At 51.8% G+C, this 19,810-nt stretch carries 16 protein-coding genes and 1 pseudogene; all 17 read right to left on the bottom strand.

Features of this window, described 5'->3' with window-relative positions:
* Window positions 1–11 precede the first annotated feature (11 nt).
* Entirely contained in the window at window positions 12–737 is a 726-nt protein-coding gene (locus tag NT239_02135) for a glycosyltransferase family 25 protein (GenBank protein XGA71661.1), read from the bottom strand.
* The gene (locus NT239_02130) at window positions 734–2,860 is read right to left on the bottom strand and encodes a hypothetical protein (GenBank protein ID XGA71660.1); all 2,127 of its coding nucleotides are present in this window, start codon (window positions 2,858–2,860) and stop codon (window positions 734–736) included. The genes NT239_02135 and NT239_02130 overlap by 4 nt, the downstream gene beginning before the upstream one ends.
* Window positions 2,861–2,867: 7 nt before the next feature.
* On the bottom strand, window positions 2,868–4,085 hold the full coding sequence (locus NT239_02125; GenBank protein XGA71659.1) for an NDP-sugar synthase: 1,218 nt from the start codon (window positions 4,083–4,085) through the stop codon (window positions 2,868–2,870).
* The gene (locus NT239_02120; protein XGA71658.1) at window positions 4,082–4,420 is read right to left on the bottom strand and encodes an STAS domain-containing protein; all 339 of its coding nucleotides are present in this window, start codon (window positions 4,418–4,420) and stop codon (window positions 4,082–4,084) included. Before NT239_02120 ends, NT239_02125 begins: the two co-directional genes overlap by 4 nt.
* Window positions 4,421–4,523: 103 nt before the next feature.
* Window positions 4,524–5,255: a PilZ domain-containing protein gene (locus tag NT239_02115; GenBank protein XGA71657.1), complete on the bottom strand. Its 732-nt coding sequence runs from the start codon at window positions 5,253–5,255 to the stop codon at window positions 4,524–4,526.
* Entirely contained in the window at window positions 5,248–5,763 is a 516-nt protein-coding gene (locus NT239_02110) for a serine O-acetyltransferase (GenBank protein ID XGA71656.1), read from the bottom strand. Before NT239_02110 ends, NT239_02115 begins: the two co-directional genes overlap by 8 nt.
* 11 nt (window positions 5,764–5,774) lie before the next feature.
* A complete protein-coding gene (locus NT239_02105) occupies window positions 5,775–6,770 on the bottom strand; it encodes a glycosyltransferase family 2 protein (GenBank protein ID XGA71655.1) in 996 nt (331 codons plus the stop codon).
* Window positions 6,757–7,947 (bottom strand): glycosyltransferase family 2 protein, encoded by a 1,191-nt coding sequence (locus NT239_02100; GenBank protein ID XGA71654.1) that lies wholly within the window; start codon window positions 7,945–7,947, stop codon window positions 6,757–6,759. The genes NT239_02105 and NT239_02100 overlap by 14 nt, the downstream gene beginning before the upstream one ends.
* Window positions 7,937–8,569 (bottom strand): acyltransferase, encoded by a 633-nt coding sequence (locus NT239_02095; protein XGA71653.1) that lies wholly within the window; start codon window positions 8,567–8,569, stop codon window positions 7,937–7,939. Before NT239_02095 ends, NT239_02100 begins: the two co-directional genes overlap by 11 nt.
* Window positions 8,505–9,806, bottom strand: a complete 1,302-nt coding sequence (locus tag NT239_02090; GenBank protein XGA71652.1) for a glycosyltransferase family 4 protein — start codon at window positions 9,804–9,806, stop codon at window positions 8,505–8,507. The genes NT239_02095 and NT239_02090 overlap by 65 nt, the downstream gene beginning before the upstream one ends.
* 97 nt (window positions 9,807–9,903) lie before the next feature.
* Window positions 9,904–11,265 carry an O-antigen ligase family protein gene (locus NT239_02085; GenBank protein XGA71651.1) on the bottom strand — a complete coding sequence of 454 codons (1,362 nt, stop codon included), beginning with the start codon at window positions 11,263–11,265 and terminating at the stop codon, window positions 9,904–9,906.
* 2 nt (window positions 11,266–11,267) lie between these two features.
* Window positions 11,268–13,403, bottom strand: a complete 2,136-nt coding sequence (locus NT239_02080; protein ID XGA71650.1) for a hypothetical protein — start codon at window positions 13,401–13,403, stop codon at window positions 11,268–11,270.
* A gap of 28 nt (window positions 13,404–13,431) precedes the next feature.
* The gene (locus tag NT239_02075) at window positions 13,432–14,745 is read right to left on the bottom strand and encodes a glycosyltransferase (protein ID XGA71649.1); all 1,314 of its coding nucleotides are present in this window, start codon (window positions 14,743–14,745) and stop codon (window positions 13,432–13,434) included.
* Window positions 14,732–14,917: pseudogene (locus NT239_02070) on the bottom strand (hypothetical protein). The gene NT239_02075 and the pseudogene NT239_02070 overlap by 14 nt, the downstream one beginning before the upstream one ends.
* A gap of 401 nt (window positions 14,918–15,318) precedes the next feature.
* Entirely contained in the window at window positions 15,319–16,305 is a 987-nt protein-coding gene (locus NT239_02065; GenBank protein XGA71648.1) for a glycosyltransferase family 2 protein, read from the bottom strand.
* A complete protein-coding gene (locus tag NT239_02060; GenBank protein ID XGA71647.1) occupies window positions 16,305–17,342 on the bottom strand; it encodes a glycosyltransferase family 4 protein in 1,038 nt (345 codons plus the stop codon). The genes NT239_02065 and NT239_02060 overlap by 1 nt, the downstream gene beginning before the upstream one ends.
* 38 nt (window positions 17,343–17,380) lie before the next feature.
* On the bottom strand, window positions 17,381–19,801 hold the full coding sequence (locus NT239_02055) for a WecB/TagA/CpsF family glycosyltransferase (GenBank protein XGA71646.1): 2,421 nt from the start codon (window positions 19,799–19,801) through the stop codon (window positions 17,381–17,383).
* Window positions 19,802–19,810: the final 9 nt, after the last annotated feature.

The raw sequence follows: 19,810 nt of genomic DNA, 5'->3' as shown, positions 1-19,810 counted from the left end.
TACTATTGGGTTTACAGATGGATAGGGTGATGCCGATATTTTTGTTTCATTTGCCGTGCGAAGGCGACACATTGGCGAACGATGGGCCATTGGTCGTACCACCAGCGCGCTTGAATATCGCTGCGCGAAAAACGCTGCTCGACTAAATTTGTGCTCGCCAGCCAAGTGCGACAATCCGGGTTGAAGCTGCGATATAAGCTAAGCGCGCCGTCATAGTGCAGCCGACCGCCCAAGGGGTGGCCTGCTGGGCGCACTAAGCAGGCTTGCAAATAGGGGATGAGTTGATCCAAAAAAGAGCGCGACACGATGTAAGCGTGTGCACCGACAATAGGCTCTTGGGTCGGATTAAATAACGCGCCATTTGATTGCCCTGCGGCTTGGCAAGTGCCGAGGTAGATTAAATCGGCTTGATTCGACGCCATTAAGTCCGCCAAAACCGGCAAGGCTTGCTTGAGTTCGGGCAATAGCACGGCATCGTCCTCTAAAATCAGCGTCCAGCCTGTCGTGGCCGATTGCGCGTCTTGCAGCGCAGCCAAATGGCTGAGAAAGCAGCCATAGGCGCCCAGTGTGGGAAAGTCTGATGTACCCTGTGGGCGTATTGCTGGCCAGCATAGAACTCTATTTGCTTGCCAAGTAATACCCTGCTTGCTGAGCTCATCGCTCATTTGCGCTTTGCGATCGCTCCGTTCGGGTAAATTAATCACGTAAATGCGCTCCACTAGATCAGTGAGTTTCATTTTTGTACCCTCCTCAACGGCAGTACGCGTACTAGATCTTGCGTCAGATTTTTGCTTGCGTTGGCAATGATTTTTGCGGTTAACCAGATTTGCGCGGCTAAATTTGGTTTGTTTACTTTGCGGCCTTCAATAAATTCAGTCATCAAATCGCGCACATAGCCGCCGCCATCCAATGGCCGAACTTGATTAACGACCACGCCGATCGATGCAGGATCAATCCCTTGCAACAGCCGCGCAGCCCGTGCAACTTCTCCGCGGCTTTGTGCTTCGGCTTCGACAACGGCCAAGATGGCAGGAGTGGCGCGTAGCGTGAGTTCAGCGTCGCCGCTCACGAGCAAGGGCGGCACATCAAGCAGTACAAAACGGAAAGACCGTGCGATGTCTTGCAGCGTTTGGCCAAGCTGGTCAATCGCTTGTAAATGGCGACCTTCAGCGGTGAAACGCAGGCTGCTCAAGCTGGCCAGATCGTCGGGTAAAGCCGCACCGATGGTGTGTAGGCGTGATTGATCAAAGTAGGGGTCGCGGTTAAAGGCGTTGGCGTCGATGGCAATCGCTGAAATACCCATTTGCTGAAATGTTTGCATCAGTTTTTGCGTCAACATGCTGCCGCCGCCTCCGGGTTGTAAGGCGGTAACCCCGAAGATGCGGATTTGGGTGCGATCTTGATCGCGAATTAGCGCACTGGCTAAGCGGCGCAGCTGATCTTCCAGAAAACTGGCGCTATCTGGGTCTTGGCTGCGAATGAGCCAGCCCACTGGGGCAAAGCCAAAGCTGCCAATCACATCATTTGGTGCGTGGATAGTGCGATCAAGTAGATCGCGTAAAATCGGCACCAACAGACCCGCCGCCAAGGCGGCCGCAATGGCCATTAGCAATAATTTTTTACGCCCCGGCCCTTGTGGGATTTCAGGTGGCAGCGCTGCGCTAACCAAGCGCACAAAGCCCAGCGAGCTGGTTTCACCAGCAAAGAAATTCAAGCGGTCTTGAATCGATTCGACTTCTTTGCGCGTTTGCTCGATTTGCCCGCTGATGTCATTGGCTTCTTTAAATAGCGTGGCATAGTGGCCGCGTGATTTTTCTTGTTCGGCCAGTTCGGCTTGGAGTTGAGCTTCTAACTGTTTGGCTTGAGCGCTGGCCGTGGCAAAGCGGCTTTCCAAATTGCGGCGCACCGAGCTGGTTAATTTATCGGTTTGTTTGTTGAGCTCTCGATCGATGTCATTGAGCTCAATCTGATTTTGCTCGTAGCCAGGGTGTTTGGGCGTTAAGCCAGCCATGCCCGACACCAAGGTCGCGCGACGATTATTTAGGCTGGCTTTTAGGCTATTCAAACCAGGATCGACCGCCACGCTTTCCATAATCGAGCGTACATTTGGATCGGTGTCGCCGTGCTGTAAAAAGGCTTTTTCTCTGGCATCAGCGTCAAAACGTTTGATCTTGGCCTCGGCCAGTGCTTCGCGCAGCCGATCAATTGCTTTGTCGTAGGGGTTACCCGCTTCGGCTGAAAAAGTGGCTACGCCCAACTCTCCGGCGATTTGATTGCGGCGTTCTGATTTTTCATCGATTTGTTTAAGTAAATCAGTTTGGCGATTTTGTAGTTTGCTAATCCTATCGTCGCGCCCAAAAACCTGTTCGGCGCGGGCGCGCTCTAAGTAAACCGCAACCACGCTATTAATCAGTGGCGCCATTTGGCTTTTATCCGCGCCAAACATGCCGATTCTAACCATATAGGTGTCGGGTACAGCAGCAACTTGTAGCATATTACGGAGCCGATCTACCGCGTATTGCTCAGATTCTTTGGGTTGGCGAAACGGCACTTTGGCTTGCTTGATCGCTTGCGACAAAATGTCGTAGCGCACAATGGTACTCATTTGTTGCTGCACAAACTGGCGATATTGCGAGTTCGATTGAAAATCGAGTTCGTTGTCGTCCTTCAGCGTTTTCATATAACGCGGCGCGACTTGCACCACAGCTTCAGTACTGAATTTTGCAACCCCTTTGATCCAGACCATGGGCAGGCTGGCGATCAACACCAAAACGCAGCTAATGACCGCTAGTTTTGGGTGTTGGCGCAGGCTAACCAGCGGTTTGATGCCGATGCCAGCTGTAGGAAGGGGGGTAGACATGGCTGTGTTACCAAGGGCGTGAAAACGCAGGTTCGCGGCGCATGTTTTCTATCAACTCGCACACCGGAGGAAAGTCGTCGATTTGCTCCAGAAATAATTGCTCTTGTTGATTCAGCCATTTTCGTGGCGTGCGGCTATCGGCCAGAATCCACGCGATCCCCGTTTTTTGCGGATCTATCGTTAGCCCATCAGGTTGTGCGCACCAACGCCCACTAGCCAGCACATGGCTTAAAGTGGCTTGCGCACCGACGCGGGTGTATTCAAATACCAAGCTGCGTTCCAGATGCGCGCCGCGTTCGATCACTGAGCCGCGACCAATAAATAGTGGGCCGATCAATGTTGCGCCGTCTTCTATTGTGACGCTGTCGGCAATCACAATCGGGCCTTCGATATGGCAACGTCGCGGGTCAAAGCGGGTATTGGCGCCCACAAATACATTGGGCAGGATTTCTTTACCGAGGCGGGGAATATTAGGCAACTCACCGGCAATCGCTTGCATTTGCACGCTGTAGTAATCGGCAACGCGGCCAATGTCGATCCAATTAAAATTCATCTCAACACCATAAATCGCACGGCCATCGCGCGCCAGCGCTGGGAATACTTCGCTACCCAAGTCATACGGGGTATGTTCTGGAATGTATTTGATGATTTCGGGTTCAAAGACATACACCCCGGTATTGACTAAGTTGCTCAGCGCTTCATGTGGTTTGGGTTTTTCTTGGAATGACATAATCCGACCCAAATCATCGAGCACCGCCACGCCGTATTGTGAGACTTTGTCCTCGCTAACGCGGGTTAACGCCAAGGTGGCTAAAGCGCCGGTTTGGTGATGCGCGGCTACGAGTGCGCGCAAATCTAGATCGAGCAGTGCATCGCCACACATAACGATAAAGGTATCGTCAAAAAAGCCCGAGTGTTGTTGAATGCGGCGGATTGTGCCAGCCGAGCCCAGAGGTTCTTCATGCAATACGCCGTCTTCCTCAAAGCCTTCATAACTAAACGCCAATTCAACGCCCCAGCGACGACCACTAGCGAAATAATTTTCGATTTCTGGCGCCAAATAGCTGGTGTTAATCACAATTTGCGTTACGCCTTGGCTGGCTAAATGCTCGATCAAGCATTCAAGGACAGGCTTATCCAAAATGGGTAGCATCGGTTTGGGGCAATCGCGGCTTAGTGGCATGAGGCGAGTGCCTTTGCCCGCCGCAAGAATCAGCGCTTTCATGATAATGCTCCAACGATTTCGTCAATCGAGGTAAACAGATTAAACACGCGATGCATGCGCATTAACTCAAACAGCGCGGTGACGGTGCGTTGCAAACCAAATAGCACCAAACTGCCGCCGTTTTCATTGCAAAAACGCAGGCACGACAGGAGGGCACCAAGGCCTGAGCTATCGACAAACTGCAAAGCCGACATGTCGATGGCGACTTTTTTCGATTCCTCAAGCACCGGGCGAACTTGCTTGCGAAACGCATCGGCATTGCCGGCATCGAGGTTGTTGATATTGAAAGAAATGACGGTTAAGTCATCTTGCTGGTGGCTATTGATCAGATTCATGATGCTCTCCTTAGCAATACGACCGATGAGGTCTTGTTGCTATTAAAGTCGAGCAAGAGGTGTGGATTGTGACGGGAGTGTAAAACTTAAAATTGAGTAGGGCTTAGGTAGGCTGGCGCGCTTGTAATTGGAGCATGATTTTACGAATAATCAGCGCTTGCGGCTCATTGAGTGAAATAAAAGCAAAGCCCAATCGACTCGTGCCAAGCGTCTGATCGACCAACTGGTTACATAGCCGGCAATGTAGGGTCAAACTGTAATTGGCTAAGTGAATTTCAAGCCATTGCAGAGGCTGTTTGCACAAGCACAGCGATTTTTGATTCTCGATTTTAACGCCAATCCCGCCTTCGCTTAAGTCATATAACTGTGCGCAAATGGTGTGATCGTCCACTTTTATGCTGACGAATTCTTTGTGTTGGGCGTGAACACGAAAATAGTCGCGCCCCGTAGTTTCGAGTAGCTCTTTGGGCCAGCTGATTAAATAGTTGTTTAGGCTTAGCTTTTGTAATATTTCAACTGAAAAAGCTAATTTGTTTTCATGCCATAGGCCAATCAGCGTCAATTGTTGCCCGACTATTTCATCCTCTTGGGGCATCAATTCAATGCTAATCATTTGCCCTTGGGGGTGGATGATCATTTTATTGACTCGAATGGCCTGTGTATCGCCTTCAAGCATGGCCATTAGCCCGCCTTGTTGTGCCAGCTGGGCTTGTGCAGTTAAGCGATCTAAGATGGCGCGCGGGTCTCGCACGACATCTGGGCAGGGCAAGTCTTTCGATTGGGCCTCTGCTGTATTGTGAGTAGCAAAGTGCAGAATACGGGCCAAATTAAACATCACTTAGCCCCCGCTGAGAAATGATTTTAGCGGGGATGCCAACCGCAATCGCACCGGCCGGTACATCGTGCAAAACCACCGCATTGGCGCCAATTTTAGCGCCATCACCAATGGCAATATCGCCCAAGATCTTGGCGCCAGCGCCCACTTCAACTTTATGCCCCAAGCGCGGCGCGCCGCGTTCTCCTTCATGTTTTAACCCCAGTGTGACGCCGTGGCGCAAGATCACATCGTCACCAATAATCGCATCGCCACTAATAATGACGCCGCCAAAATGATCAATGCGCAGGCGACGTCCAACTTGGGTTTCGCACGGCAAATCGATGCCGGTAAGGATTTGGCTTACAATCTTGAGCCATTTGTATAGCAGTGAACACAGTTTGCGCAAGATGGGGTTGCGAATACCATAGCGCCAGCGGCCAAAGCGATACACCAGCATGACCCATAAACCTTGGCGCCATGGGTCGCGCTGGTAGGTTTGCCAGTCCTCACGGATCAATTCGAACATGATGCGCTCCTTTACCACGGCGTAGGTGGTGATTGCTGACCGCCAAGCGTTTCGTTCCAAGCTTTTTGCAACAACAGCCGTAAGGCACTCGATTCGGTGGCTTTTTCGCCCGCTTGTGTGCGTGCTGAATTTTGATTGCGCCATTGCCGTATGCGATGCCAGTTTTGTTCCAGCAAGCTGTCTAGCTTGGCAATCAGCCAACCGTGATGCTTACGGAAATACAGTAGGGTGCTGCGCATTCGCCATAAAGACAGTTGGCTGCCGTGACGATTGAAATGCTCACCCGCTACGCGGCGCGATGAAACGCCGCCAATGTGAATCGCACGCCACTGTGGTTGATACCAAACTTCATAGCCATGCTGTTTTAGGCGGCGGCACAGATCCACTTCTTCGTAATATAGGAAAAAACGCTCATCAAAAACGCCTACCTTGCGCAGTGCGGCATAACTAATGATGGCAAAAGCGCCAGGCACCCAATCCACTTTTGCCGCCATGCTGGGGTCGGCCCAGGTTCGATCAAAACGGCCGAAGAAGCGGTGCTGTGCGTAACGTGCGGCAAGGCCACTGATGGCCAGAAAATCATTTAATAAGGACGGAAAGCAGCGCGCTGAGGGTTGATCGTGCCCGTCTTCAGCCAATAGCCGCCCTCCCGCCAAACCCACTTTAGGGTGGGTGCTCATCCAAGTTACAGCCTGAGCTAATGAGTTTTCCGCTGGGCGTGCATCAGGATTGACCAAGGCGATATAACTGCCCCGTGCTTGCTTAAATGCCAGATTATTGCCAGCGGCAAACCCTAAATTAATTGGGCTGGCGATGACGGTGACTGCGGTAAAGTTTTTCCGTACCAGCGCGGCACACCCGTCTTGGCTGGCATTATCCACCACGATAATTTCATGACGAATCGCACCACAAGCTGCTTGTATGCTTGAAATGCATTCGGCGATTTCGGGTGCATTGTTGTAGCTAACTACAACAACGCTCAAATCGATGTTGTCAGTGGCTTTCATTGCGAATTCCTCCATCTGCTTGACGCTCAGAGCGTAACCAAGGGGTATCTTTAGCACTGCTGCGTAAAATGGCCGGTAATTGGGCTAGTTTCCATAAAAAATAGCGCGGAAAACCTGCCAGCGCGCCCATTCGCTGTTGCGGTTTTAATTCGGATAGCGCCAAGCCTATATGACCAAGCATCACAACAATGCCTGCTAGGCCAAGAATACTGATTGGGTTAGTGCTTAGGGTTGCGAGCAACAGCAAAGCTAGATGCAAATTTAACGGGAGTAACATCAGCTCTTCGAGGGCTAAGCCATATTGTCGCTGACCACGCACCAAGGCTTTGCAGGAGGGCATGAAATATTGGCGCAGCATCGCCAGTCTGCCACCTTCCCAGCGAACACGTTGGGTTTGCTCGCCTTTGCCTTGCGGCATCTCACCATGCACGCACGAATCTTCTAACCAACTAATTTTAAGCCCGTGCGCTTGTAGCTTGAGTTGGTACTCGAAGTCCTCGACGATCGATCCAGCTTGAAATGGCACTTGCGCCAGGGTATGCGCTGAAATGGCGAAACCGTTACCCAATAAACTAACGCTTTGCCCTAGATTGGCGCGGCCACGTTGTCGAACCACGTTAAAAGCGCGCAGCGCCCAACGCTTTAAGTCAGCTAAGGGGTCTTGTATGGCGCAGCTCGGTTCATAGCGGCTTTGGATAGCATCGGGCTGAGTGGCAATTTTTCGGCGTAATTGGGCGAGATAGTGTTCGTCTAAAGTGCTGTCCGCATCAACGATCAAATACCAGGGGTAGTTCGCGAAGGCATTAAAAGCATAGGCTAGGGCATGACCCTTGCCGCGCAATTGGGTGTTATTGCGGCACAAGGTCATGGCCCCTAGTGAGCGTGCAACTTCAGCGGTATTGTCGCTGCAGTTATCTGCGATAACTAGTACTGCGCAACGCCCATCACGTTCAGCTTGAGCAACCAGTCTCGGCAAGGTTTTGGGTAGTGTGCTGGCCTCATTGTGGGCGGGCACCAAAATTAAAATCGGCGTGTCGGATTGTTTGTCGCCTGTCGCCGCGGACTGCCGTCTTGCAGCCCAAGTCCAGCGGGCGAGCGCCCATGTACCTGGTAGGGTAAATACTGCCGCAGCGCTGCCAGCAATACTGAGTGTGGTATGGATGGCATCAATGAGCATGATGAACTCCTTCTGGATAGAAGGCCTGCAGGCGAGCCTTTTTGAGTTCGGCACTTTCAGGCTCTAGCACACTGTGGCGTTTGGCAAATTCGGCCGCCCAAGGCAAATCACGGTTGGCCGCTTGGATGCGTGCAATCCAGTCTTCCAGTGAGCAAAGTACCTTAGCGGGAGTCCCCCCCACAACGGAGTTGGGCGCGACATCATGAGTGACCACCGAATTCGCGGCGACAATCGCGTTGGGGCCTATCGTTACGCCGGGCAGGATAATTGCTTGATGGCCGATAAACACATTGTCTTTAATGTCGATTTTGCCTACATGATCAAGATTTAGACCAAAGGCCATATTAACCATATTGACTGAGCCATCATGCCCAAACAGCGTGCAGCCACTGAGCCGCACGTTGTTGCCTAAGCGTACATAGCTGGGGTCGGTAATGGTGACATTCATGTTGATCGAGCAAGCGTCCCCCATGTGGTACAGACCTCCCCAGCGTTTTAGATATTGAGCCCATTCTTCACCGAAAGGCTGACAAATCTTACGGTATAGCCCCACAAGCCTATTGTGATTTAAGGCTTGGCGCGATACCTGATGCCGTATATGTCGCATGATGGTATTTAGCATGATCCAGCTCCTGCTGTAGGCCGCGAAAATGCATCGCGAGTTGATCAAGGTTGTGTGCTAAGTGATAGTGCTGGCGAAGTTGATGTTTGGCCGCGTTGGCTAGTTGCTGCGCGAGCGCTGGCTGCTCAAGTAAACGCGCGATGGCAAGGCTAAGTGCGTCGGCGTCGCCTGCGCTGACCAATAGCCCTGTCTTTTCGTCGGAAATCAACTCGGGTATCCCATTGATCTGCGTGCTAATGCAGGGCACGCCGCTGGCCATGGCTTCCATTAACACGACGGGAATGCCTTCGGCAAAGCTGGGTAGCACAAAAAGGGTGGCATCCTGATAGAGATCGCGTACGGCCTGAGCATTGAGCGCGCCTAAAAACTGCACTTGCTGACTAAGGCCTAGCGTGAGTGTGAGCTCTTGCAACGTAGTTAGATCATCTCCGGTGCCTACGAGAGTGGCATGGGGGTATATATTTTTACGCGCTAATAATGCTAAGGCTTGTAGCAATACCCGTTGACCTTTGTTGATGCAGAGTCGTCCAACGCACAAGATGTTGGCTTGGGCGGCACGGTTTTGTTCCTTATTGCATGTTGCTGCGTAGTCAGGCGCTACGCCGAGTCGAACGAGCTGCATTTTGCGCCATTGTGTTATTTCGCTAATGCGCATCAGTTGAGCGCGGGCAAACTGGCTAATGCAAATGATTAAGTCTGCCGCGTTAATCTTGGCGCGCAATTGTTGGCCGCTCACGTCGAAAAATTCATCAGGGCCGTGGATGGTGTAACTAAGTTGGCAATGACAAATGCGCTTGCTTAGGGCTCCGACCAAGGCGGCTTCATTACCAAAATGCACATGCAAATGATTAATTTGTTTGGTTTTTAGGGTGTATGCAACCAGCATCGCCTCAACCCAGTAGGCCAGTGCCCACAGATGGCCCCGCCAACCCTGTTTGGCCCAGCACCAGCTTTGGTAAAGGGCTTTAAGGCTATCCATGCGGCTACTTAATAACATCAGCACCAGCGCAGAGCACAAATGCAATCGGGGCCAATTTTTGATCACAATGGTGTTCAGTTGCTCTGCGCGCTCTTGTTCGTTCAAGTTGGCGCTATCACGCTGATCGGCGTTGATGCTCAGGGTTTGAATGTCAAAACCACGCTCCCTGAGCCCCAATACTTCGCGCAAGATAAACACATGCGATGCTGCAGGGTAGCTACTAACTAAATAGGCAATCCTGTGCGCTGTGGTCATCATCAGCTCCTCGGTGGTCGATGAGCTTATTTAAGCGCGCTAAAGGAGGGGAGTTGTGTCGAGATTGCAAAATCGTCACGCAATCTTTGGCGCTAAGGCCTTAGCTCATAATATGGCGAAACGAAGTGGTGGGGGCCGATGTACTTATCGATTTTTGTGGCGCGACTTGCAACTGTTTGCGCTGTAAATAGGCTTCAGCCCAGCCGAGGATGAAAAAGAATGCCGGCATCGGTTGCTCACCTAAATACACCGTTCCCAGCGAGATAAACATCATGACAATCATGCCGGCAAAGGTAAAAGGCAATGAGGCGGGGCTTGCGGGCTCGAGCAAACCGCGCCGGATTAACCGAAAGCTCATCCACGCCATGATGCTAAGTAATAAAACGAGCGCAATCACGCCGTGCATTAGAGCCAGTAGTAAATAATAATTGTCGATCGACTCCATGCCGCCAATTTTGGGCCAGGTATTGCGCCCCCAGCCAAAGCTCGCATGCTCAAGTGCAATCGCCTCGTATTTGTCCATCAATTCCTTGCGATAAAACGCTGATTCTTGCGATTGCGTCATCACCGTGCCTGGTTTGATATCTAAATACGAATCGAGAAGGGCTTGGCCGATAATGCCGCCAATTAAGAAAATAGCTAACACCCATTTCAAGCGGCTTTGTCTATCTTTGGCGTGCGACACCCACATTAAAATTCCGCCCACTAGCCCGCCAATCCAAGGGCCGCGTGCGATGGTCATGATTATCCCTAGTAGCAATAAGCCATTGATCCATTGGGTTTTACTGCCTGGTACACGAAAGTGACGGATTTTTTGCTCCCAGCAACCAGCCCATTGCAGCCAGCGCGCAAGTCGCCAAGCCATTGCCAGCATAATTCCGGCCAAAATAGCATGCGAAAAAGGGCCTGCGATGCGGGCAAAACCATGCCGAAATGTGGTGACCCAGCCATTACCTTGGCCAGGGAAGAACGGACCAAAAATTAAATGCCATAAATTGATACCAAAGCGAAATTGATAGATCGAAATGGCCGAAATCAGCACACAACAAATCACAAATACGCGGGCGCAGGCAATATCTTCATGCATGGTGCGTAGACACCAGCGCGCGCATAAATACGGCGCGAGCACTGAGGCGAGCATGGCAAACATTAGATTTTGCGCTTCGGCATATCCTGCATTGCTGTATTCCGAGTAGGCAACGCACGATGCGAACAACAAAACCAAGCCATCTGTCACTGAAGGTTGCCAATCTTGCCGCTGGCTGATGATGGCGGCGAGAAAAATCGGCAAGATCGCGGCTTGATTAAAGCTTGGGTCGGGTAAGCCGGGCGTCATTGCGTGGTAGCAATCGGGCAGAAGCAGCAATAGCGGCACATAACCCCGGATCAAGCTATCAGGCGCACCACGTTGAAAAATAAGATAGAGCGTGATCAGCGGCGCTAAAAACACGATAAATTGCATCTTTAACGCTCCTGAGTCGCGGTCAGTAGACTTTGACCACTTAAACTAATGCGCACCATCCCTTGCTGGCAATTGGCCTTGCCACGCGAAATGAATGAAGCGGCGCTTAGCTCATGATTGCCAGTGTGACTGCCGTTTAAAATTGCCCATTTCAACGGACCTTGGCACGGCAATTGAAGGCGATGCGCTTGTTCGCTGGCGTTGACTAATGCAAAACGCGCATTTTGCCCTTGACCATACATCACGGCAGAGATTTGCTGGCATTGCTCTCGTTCGCCATTACACCGTAGCGCGCTGATTGGACCACCCGCCACCTCGTTAAGCAGTGCCAGCCCCCAGCCAGTTGGGCGCAAACGATTGGCTTGGCTTAAATCGCGGGTGATTCCAAACAAGGGGATGTCCCCCAAGCCTTTCTCAAGTTTAAAGCTGTAGCCCGCCAAGCTATACACCGCCTGTTCACGCAGCCCTGCCAGTGATGAGTCAATCAATTGCCGCGCTAGCGCGACGCCGGCAATGCCATTGTTTAAGACGGTTTTCCGCAGATCAGCCTGGGCCGTCCCTAATGTGCTATGAAAATTGATTTCATACGTAGCCAAACGTTTGGCTTGGCTTTGGGCGTGAAGTTGCTGTTTTGTGAGTAGCGACAGTTGACTTGCCAGTGCGCGCTGACGCAATGTTTTTTCGCTTTCATTGTTATTGATTTGATACAAAAAATACGGCGCGACGGCCACACGATCAGCCTGTTGGCTGTTCACTATCGCGCCAGGGCTGTCTGGCCATAAAAAGGGTGCATTGACGAGGGTGATTAATTTGCTGTTTGGCTTGTTTTGATAAAACCCACGCTTTAATGCCGCAAAAGCCGCATCAGCGACCAGCTGGTGCTGTTTGACGTTGGTGAAGCCAGCAGGGCGAAATAGCGCATTCCAGTTTTCATTGCCAAACTCCACCAGCACTTCATTAATGTGCTTTTGGGTCGCCAATGCGCTGAGCTGTTGGCCAAATTGAAACCATTCACTGCTCGATAGCGTCGTCGGCCCGATCACCCAAGGTGTTGCTTTGATTTGCGCGCATAAATCGAATAAATCTTGAATGCTGTAGGCAAAAAAACTTTCATTGTCGCCGGGGCGATACCGAATCGGTTGGCGTTGCCAAGCGTTAGCAAAGCGATTGGCGCTTGAGTCGCCGAGCTGACCTTGCCAATCGCGCAAAATGCCAGGTTTGAGGGTTTTGAGCGTGTCGACCACTACTCGGCGAAAACCGCCGGGTAGTGGGTCTTTTTCGCCGAGATACACCTCATCTAGCCAAATCTCACCGTCTCCTTCGGCGGTAAAGCTCAGTGAGAGTGGGGCAGATTCAGAGGAGGGGCCTTCTTTTCCCTGCCAATTAAATTCAATACTTTGCCACTGCTCACTGGGCACAACACTTTCTTGCACAAAGGCGGCTTGTTTATCTCGAGCAAAACGGATATTCAATTTGGCGCCGGCTCGCGCGCTGCGTACTTTAAACCGTAGTTGCCACTCACCATGGATTGGTAGCAGTCGGCCTGACTCACCGCCCAAGGTGTCGAAATAACTCGCTAATTGCGCCGCTTGATTACTGTTGGGCTGTAGGCGAGCAATGCCGTTGCCATTTTGTAGCAGTAAACTGGTGCGTCCCGTTGTCCACCATTGGGCTATGTTTTGGCTGTTGCTGGTTTTGATGACACTGATGGCATCGCCGACCTGTAAGGCAGTCAACTCTTTATCTAGCCAAAATTGCCCGCTGGCTGGAGCTTGCCGTCGATAATCATAAACACGCCCTTGCGTGCCTGCCATCGCGCCGCTTAATACGCTGTAGCTGGCGCCAGTCCAAAATCCATCCGCACGTGATGCCCATGCGTCTTTATCGCTAATTTTGCGCCCGGCCACGGTATCGACAAAAACAATAGAGCGATCGAGCATCGGCATATAGCTGGGGTTGCGCACAATATTGGCACGCAATTGCTCTGCGCCCCAGTACGATGGTCCACCCAGATTTAAGCCGTAGCGTGGAGTGTCTTGGCGATCAATGGTGCGATCAATGCTAAGTATTAAATCGGCTGCCTGCGTTTGATCAAGGGGTATGCTTATCAACAGCATGATAGTAATGGCTTTGAGCATGATTCCCCCTTGGTGTATTGCTAGTATTTTAGGTGGTCAAGCTAAGCGTATTGTGGCAAGAAGGTAAAACTTGTTCTTGCTGCATTTGCTCGTAAATTTGCTCGGCTAAATCGATTTTGTGCTCCCAATCAAAGCCCAGCGCGTGTGGTTGATGCAGCATATGCGCAGCTTGCTCGCCCATGGCTGACCAGTGTTGGGGGCGATCGATGCAATCTTGCAAAGTAAGCGCCAATTGCTGAATTAACTCTGCGCCATTCTTAGCGTCGAGTAATACGCCTGTCTCTGGTGTGACTAATTCGGCCGGGCCGCCAAAATTAAAAGCAATGACCGGCCGGCCGCACGCCATCGCTTCCAAAATAACCGCACCGCCAGATTCACGCACCGATGGTAGGCAAAACACATGGCATTGCTGCATTAGCGCGGGGATTTGCGCTAAGGGTAAATTGCCGGTGAAATTGCAATGCGCGGCGATGCCGAGCTTTTCTGCTAACGCCATCCATTCGCTGCGTTTACCACCGTCACCGACCAGCGTGATCTGCAGTGGCTGGTGCTGCGTAATCAGTTGTGCACAGGCATGTAGCAAGAAGTTAACGCCTTTTACGGCGAGCATGCGCCCAACAAACAACACTTTTAGCGGCTGATCTGCGCTGCGTGCTGGCACGGGTGTTGCACTGAAGTTGCCGTGATCAATGCCGTTTTCCAGTAGCGCATGGCTGCGTTGGCGCGGTGGTAATACGCGGCGAGTCGCCGCTGTGGCAGTGAGCGTGATTTGGTGGTGGCTAGATTTTTCAAACCAAGCGGAAAGCCATTGCCCTAGGCGCCGTCCATGATTGAGCCATTGCGACTCTTGTTGCAACACATCGTCAAAGCCCTGTGGGTTGCCTAGACCGCAGTTGAGTGGCCCACGCACTAAGGGGAGCCCGAGTTTATGTAAACGTGTTCCGGCGGCTGAGCTCACCGGTGTTGGCACATGCACCACCGACCATTGCAGCCCTTGGTGTTGCAATTGTTTGGCGCGCCGCAGCGCAAGCGCATCAAACAGATAGTAATCGAGCGAGCTGAGCAAAAAAATCGCGTGTTCTTTGCCCGGAAATAAGCGCGATGCACTGCGATATAAGGGGCCAGCCAGCCATTCGGTATCGATGTATTCAATTTGGCTTTGTGAATCACCTTGCCATCCTTTTTCGATGGCGGCGCGATTTCGACTGTGTGTGATCAAGGTGACGGGGCGGCGCTGGGCTAAACGGTGAAACCATTCCCAGCCAATTTGCGATACCGAGCCCATATCGGGGCCGCATTGATAGGCAACGAGTAGCACAGGGCTAGATTTAGATGGTGACATGATCGGCGCGTTCCGAGATTTTTAGGGTTTTGGCTGGGATGCCACCGACGATGGTCCCTGCGGCAACATCACGATTGACCACGGCGTTGGCGGCAATGGTGGCGCCATCGCCAATATGTACGCCGGGTAAAATAATTGCGCCGCGGCCGATCCAGACTTCTTTACCGATCACAATCGGCGCGCTGGTAAAGCCGGCATCGCGCAAGGCCAGGTGAGGTTGTCGTTGATGGTTCGCGTCGCGCACACTGCTGTATTCGCCCAGCATGCTGCCAGCGCCGATTTGGATGCGGCAGTGTGAAACCAAGTGTACGCCGCGTGATAAAACCACGCGATCCCCCAAGGTAATACTGCCGGTTTTTTGCGTTTCTAAATAAAGATCTGGATAGATATACGCATCTTGCCCAAAGTGAATTTCTCGCGTGCCATGCAACTCCACGCGACCCAATATGATGTTATTTGTTGGCAGTGGCACACGGCATGCTAAACACAACCAGGCCCAAGCTCGTCCTATGCGGGTGCAGCCATCTAATAGGCTTCCCAGCCAAGGTGCGCACAGCCAATAAAGTAGCCGTTTCATTTTTCGGCCTCCTTATAGTTGCGAAAGCTCGCGCTTCGCTGCGCCTGTTGATCGCGCCGAAATTGCCAGATACCACAGCGGATCGGGATGACGGCAAACCAACTGTGGGCGCCATACAGTAATAAGGTGGGCCAGTGTGCACTGCGCCAGCGCGCGCGCCAACTGCTGCGCAACATCAACAGCATCAGTGTCGACAGAGCTAGTGCACTCAGAAGAGGTTGGAGCAAAGCCCCCAGAAACATCAGTACGCCAAGCAGCGACAACACGCTACTTTGTTTGACGTTATGAGCCACTTCATTCGCCCAAAATTGATGCTTCAGTGCGCTAACCGCAGCATAGGCGTAGCCTGCGCGGCAGGTGCGTTGCCAGTATTGGGTAAAGCGCGTAATCGCTAAATCATGTTGAGTCATTGCTGCGTCAATGTGCAAAATGCGCCAGCCTTGTTGGCGTAAACGGCAGCATAACTCGGGCTCTTCCCCGGCAATGAGACGGGCGTTAAAGCCATTGACCGATGTCAGGGCACTGCGACGAAATAAGGCATCGCCGCCGCAAAATGCGGTTTCACCTGGCTGATAGCGCCAATCTAAATCGAGTACTTGCACGTAAATCGATTGCCGTGGGTAGCGCTCGAAACGGTGTCCCCATACGCAGGCTAATTGTGAGTTTTGCTGTAGCTCAGCCATGGCCTGATTTAAAAATTGGGGAGCAAGACGCGTGTCGCCATCGAGGAACATAATCCATTCCCCCTTCGCATGCGATAAGCCCACATTGCGCGCCGCTGCCGCGCCTTTTTGTTGTGCAAAGTAAACTTGGTCGGCTAGGTAGCTGGCGCGGGTTGCGCTATCGTCGCTCGAATGCGAGTCAACATAAATCAGCTCAATGGCTGGGTAGTGACACTCTCGTACCGAAGCGAGGCAGCGCGTGAGCCGTTGACCTTCGTTGTGGCCGATGACAACCACGCTGATTAAAGGCGATTGATGCATTATTCACCTCCTGAAATGTCGCAAAGCCGTGCGTAATCGGCAATTCGTTCGGGGGCAGAAAAGCGTTGCTTAAGTTGTTGTTTGGCATTGGCGACAATGGTATTGAGTTGCTCGGCATTCATTTGCTGAATGCACCAGATTTTGCGCGCCAAATCTTTGCTGTCGCCGGCGCGAAAATAAAAACCAGTCAGTCCATCTTGAACGAGGGCGGCTGCGCCGCCTCGGTTGGGGACTAATACCGGCACCCCGGCGTCCATGGCTTCTAAAATGGCTAGTCCGAAGGGCTCGCTATCGCAGGTATGTAGGTATAGATCGCTTTGAGTAAGGATTGGCGAGGTATACTCCACAAAGCCGTGCCATTTGATTTGCCGCAAGTGCCGGCTTTGCTTTTGCAATTGATCGCTCAGCCAGCCACTGCCACAAATGTGTAATTCTGGTAGTTGTGGGTTGTTTTGCCATGCGGTGATGGCGACATCAACTTGCTTGATTGGGTCGATCCGCGTCAACATGCAGATGCGGCGAATGCCACCTTGGGTAAATGCAGGGCGAGGATTTTGCTGTTGGCCGGTAAGAAAATTCTCGATTACCGTGATGCGCTTGCTTGAACAACCATTGGCCAGCAAGCGAGTTTTGACAAAATCAGAGACGGCGACTAATTCGATGCCTAAATATTGCAACCAATGTTTCCGCCCGTAACTCAGTCGCTCATCGGTGCCGCCATGCACAATATGAAATTGCTTAGGCCAATGAGCTTTAAATAGGTTGAGCACACTAACAATGAGCGCCTGACTAACACCGGTGGTGCAAATACACACTGGGTGCTGATTAAGGTATGGCCAAATTTGGTGTGCCAACTCAATCTTGCTGTTAAAAGTGTGGCAGCTAATTCCTTGCTCGGCAGCCAGCTGGTGAACCGGGCCTGGAGGGGCGAATAACACTACCTTGGCCACCGGCTTTAAATAGGCTAAGGTCGCCAATGCCATTTTTTCAGTGCCGTAGCGTTGACCACTGTGCAAAATATAGAGCAAGGTTTTCATCGCATCCTCCTCATCGGGTACTGCTATTACAGCCAATATCAGTTGCTCAATGATGTCCGAATTGCAAAATGTGCATCGGCGCGCTGCAAGGATTGGGTGAGGTAATGCAATTTTTTCCAGCTCAAATTTTGTGGCACGGCCGCACCATACAAATCGGTTAGGCAGTCTTGCTCGGCACGGCTAATGCCTTGGGCTGGCAGGGTTTCGGCTTGTAATTCAGATAGTCGTAACGCACCCAGCCTCAGGTTTTTTCTTTCGAGCGGGTTGTGGTTGGGTAAGGTGGGTAGGCCAATTAAATGGCACTCTCCAGCCATCACTTGGTGCAGCCGATTGATTACGTTTTGCCAGCGCTCGGGTTGTTGTCGATCTTGTTGTACGGTGAGCCAGGCAATGGCTAAACCCGCTTGCACCCGCTCAAACCAGCTTGGCTGACTTAATGGTTTACCCATGTCATCGATCAAACACTCCTCTGCTTTAAAACGCAAAACAGTATCGTCGCGAACCAATTGCAATTGCCGGTTGCCCACTAAGCTGTGAGCGATGCTCATTTGCGGAGCAATATAGCTAAATGGCTTCAGTATGCTGTTGTGAATATCCACGCCTTTATCGAGCACACACGATTCGCCAATCACCACATTGGGCCCCACTTTGCAGCCCGCGCGCAGCAAACAATGCCGCCCGATGACTAAGGGGCCAACTAAGGTGACGTTTTTCTCGCAAATCACGCCTGGTGCTAACCAAACCTGATGTTGCACCTCTTGGAAGTCTGGAATATAGGGAGGGGCTTTTTTCAGTAATTCCGGTAATGCCGCATTCAATTGCTGTGGGTTGCACAAGCTCAAGCCGTTAAAAAGCTGCGTATTCATTGGTAATGGCAGCGCCGATTGATCCAATGCCAGTTTCAAGCGTTTCGATTTGATATAAGCCCAGCCGGACCAAACGCCATCACTGACTTCCCACTGGCATTGTTCAGCGCATACGAGTGGATCTTGCGGTAAGCAGCCAGGCGCAACAAGCCAGATATGTTCGGGCAGCGATAAGGCAGCCATTCGGCGGCGGGTTTGCAAACGCTGACCTGTCAGATAATAGCGAATCTCGATCCCCCAACGCTCGCCGTTGCCCAGTTGCTGATTGATGGCCGAATAGGCTTCATCTGCAAAAAGGTGGATGAGTTTAACGCCTTGTTCAACCAAACGAATAACCGTCAGTTCAAGCAGGCTATGACCTAGTAAGGGAGTTAGCAAAGTGCCGGCAGCATCGTCGGCTTGCCATAATGCGTAATCAGTTAATAGCAAGGCCTGTTCTTGAGCTGCTGAGGTACTTAGCGGCTCAGATCTTGTTGATATTCTGGGCGTGTTCATGCCTTGTGGGGCGTGTTGTAGTTTTTGCCGCATAACGCGGGCTAAAAACGTAAAATTGCCAAGCAAATAACGTTGCCACATTCGTTTGGGCTCTTGAATTAGCCGCCAACACCACTCTAAACCCAATTCGCGCAGCCAGACTGGTGCGCGGGGTATGCGCCCAGACAGAAAGTCAAACAAGCCACCAACACCGATCGCTAATTTGACGCCGGTTGCCGCTTGATGCCGAGCAATCCACGTATCTTGTAGTGGTACGCCCATCGCCACGACAAGCACATCGGCTTGGCTATGGCGGATTTTGTTAAGAACCTCTGGGGTATCGCTTGATGCGTAATAGCCATGTTGAGTACCAGCGATATGCAGGCCAGGGTATCTTTGTAGTAAGTGCCTTGCCACTTCTTCTGCAACGCCGTTGCGCCCGCCGAGCAAAAATAATTTAGCGCCTTGCTGCTGCCACTGTTTACATAAAATCGGAAATAAGTCGGTGCCGTTGGTATTTTCTTGGAGTGGTGTTTTTAAGATACGGCTTGCCAATAACACGCCACTACCATCGGGTAATAGCAAGTCGGCTGAATTAAGCACGCCACGATACAGTTGATCTTTGCTCGCCAAGTTGGCGCAATGCGGGTTGACGAATGCGATACGGCGCGGATGGGGCTGGCTTTGCCATTGTTGCAGCTGATCGAGAATTTGGGCGTGGCGTAAATTATCCAGCCATAAGCCAAGTAGGGGCCAGCGATTTTCCGTCAGGCTGGCTTTCTTACCTAGAAGCAGGCTCCAGCCATAGCGTAGTATCAGCGCCAAATCAAAGCGCCAACTGCGCGATTGCTGATCGTGAGTATCCCACTCGGCCTCGTCGTCCAGTGCCATGGCCATGCGGACGTGAAGCCGATAGCTGGAAATCAAGCCTGCGTCTGCGCCTGTTGTTGAGCCAATCCAGTTTCGCTGGCCAGTGCCAATGGCTTGCATTGTTTGCTGCCATTGCGCAAATCGAGCATTTCTGGCCAAAGGCCAAAGTAATAAAGACAAAAGTTGTGCGCTGAGTTTGGCGATGGTCGGAGCACAGAGCCGATAACTGCTAGTCGCTAGTTTGGACATGATTTTCTC

Origin of the sequence: Chitinibacter sp. SCUT-21, from assembly GCA_041874755.1 — a bacterium.
In the GTDB taxonomy this organism is placed as follows: domain Bacteria; phylum Pseudomonadota; class Gammaproteobacteria; order Burkholderiales; family Chitinibacteraceae; genus Chitinibacter.
The sequence above is the reverse complement of the archived record's forward strand: the minus strand, read 5'-3'. Positions and strand labels throughout refer to the sequence as shown.

What these genes read in the sequence shown, in the direction of transcription:
- NT239_02085 (XGA71651.1), bottom strand. Translation starts at nt 11,265, where the DNA reads ATGCAATTTATCGTGTTTTTAGCGCCGCTGATCACGCTCTATCTTATT.
- NT239_02135 (XGA71661.1), bottom strand. Translation starts at nt 737, where the DNA reads ATGAAACTCACTGATCTAGTGGAGCGCATTTACGTGATTAATTTACCC.
- NT239_02060 (XGA71647.1), bottom strand. Translation starts at nt 17,342, where the DNA reads ATGAAAACCTTGCTCTATATTTTGCACAGTGGTCAACGCTACGGCACT.
- NT239_02075 (XGA71649.1), bottom strand. Translation starts at nt 14,745, where the DNA reads ATGTCACCATCTAAATCTAGCCCTGTGCTACTCGTTGCCTATCAATGC.
- NT239_02055 (XGA71646.1), bottom strand. Translation starts at nt 19,801, where the DNA reads ATGTCCAAACTAGCGACTAGCAGTTATCGGCTCTGTGCTCCGACCATC.
- NT239_02110 (XGA71656.1), bottom strand. Translation starts at nt 5,763, where the DNA reads ATGTTCGAATTGATCCGTGAGGACTGGCAAACCTACCAGCGCGACCCA.
- NT239_02125 (XGA71659.1), bottom strand. Translation starts at nt 4,085, where the DNA reads ATGAAAGCGCTGATTCTTGCGGCGGGCAAAGGCACTCGCCTCATGCCA.
- NT239_02115 (XGA71657.1), bottom strand. Translation starts at nt 5,255, where the DNA reads ATGTTTAATTTGGCCCGTATTCTGCACTTTGCTACTCACAATACAGCA.
- NT239_02065 (XGA71648.1), bottom strand. Translation starts at nt 16,305, where the DNA reads ATGCATCAATCGCCTTTAATCAGCGTGGTTGTCATCGGCCACAACGAA.
- NT239_02120 (XGA71658.1), bottom strand. Translation starts at nt 4,420, where the DNA reads ATGAATCTGATCAATAGCCACCAGCAAGATGACTTAACCGTCATTTCT.
- NT239_02095 (XGA71653.1), bottom strand. Translation starts at nt 8,569, where the DNA reads ATGCTAAATACCATCATGCGACATATACGGCATCAGGTATCGCGCCAA.
- NT239_02090 (XGA71652.1), bottom strand. Translation starts at nt 9,806, where the DNA reads ATGATGACCACAGCGCACAGGATTGCCTATTTAGTTAGTAGCTACCCT.
- NT239_02100 (XGA71654.1), bottom strand. Translation starts at nt 7,947, where the DNA reads ATGCTCATTGATGCCATCCATACCACACTCAGTATTGCTGGCAGCGCT.
- NT239_02080 (XGA71650.1), bottom strand. Translation starts at nt 13,403, where the DNA reads ATGCTCAAAGCCATTACTATCATGCTGTTGATAAGCATACCCCTTGAT.
- NT239_02105 (XGA71655.1), bottom strand. Translation starts at nt 6,770, where the DNA reads ATGAAAGCCACTGACAACATCGATTTGAGCGTTGTTGTAGTTAGCTAC.
- NT239_02130 (XGA71660.1), bottom strand. Translation starts at nt 2,860, where the DNA reads ATGTCTACCCCCCTTCCTACAGCTGGCATCGGCATCAAACCGCTGGTT.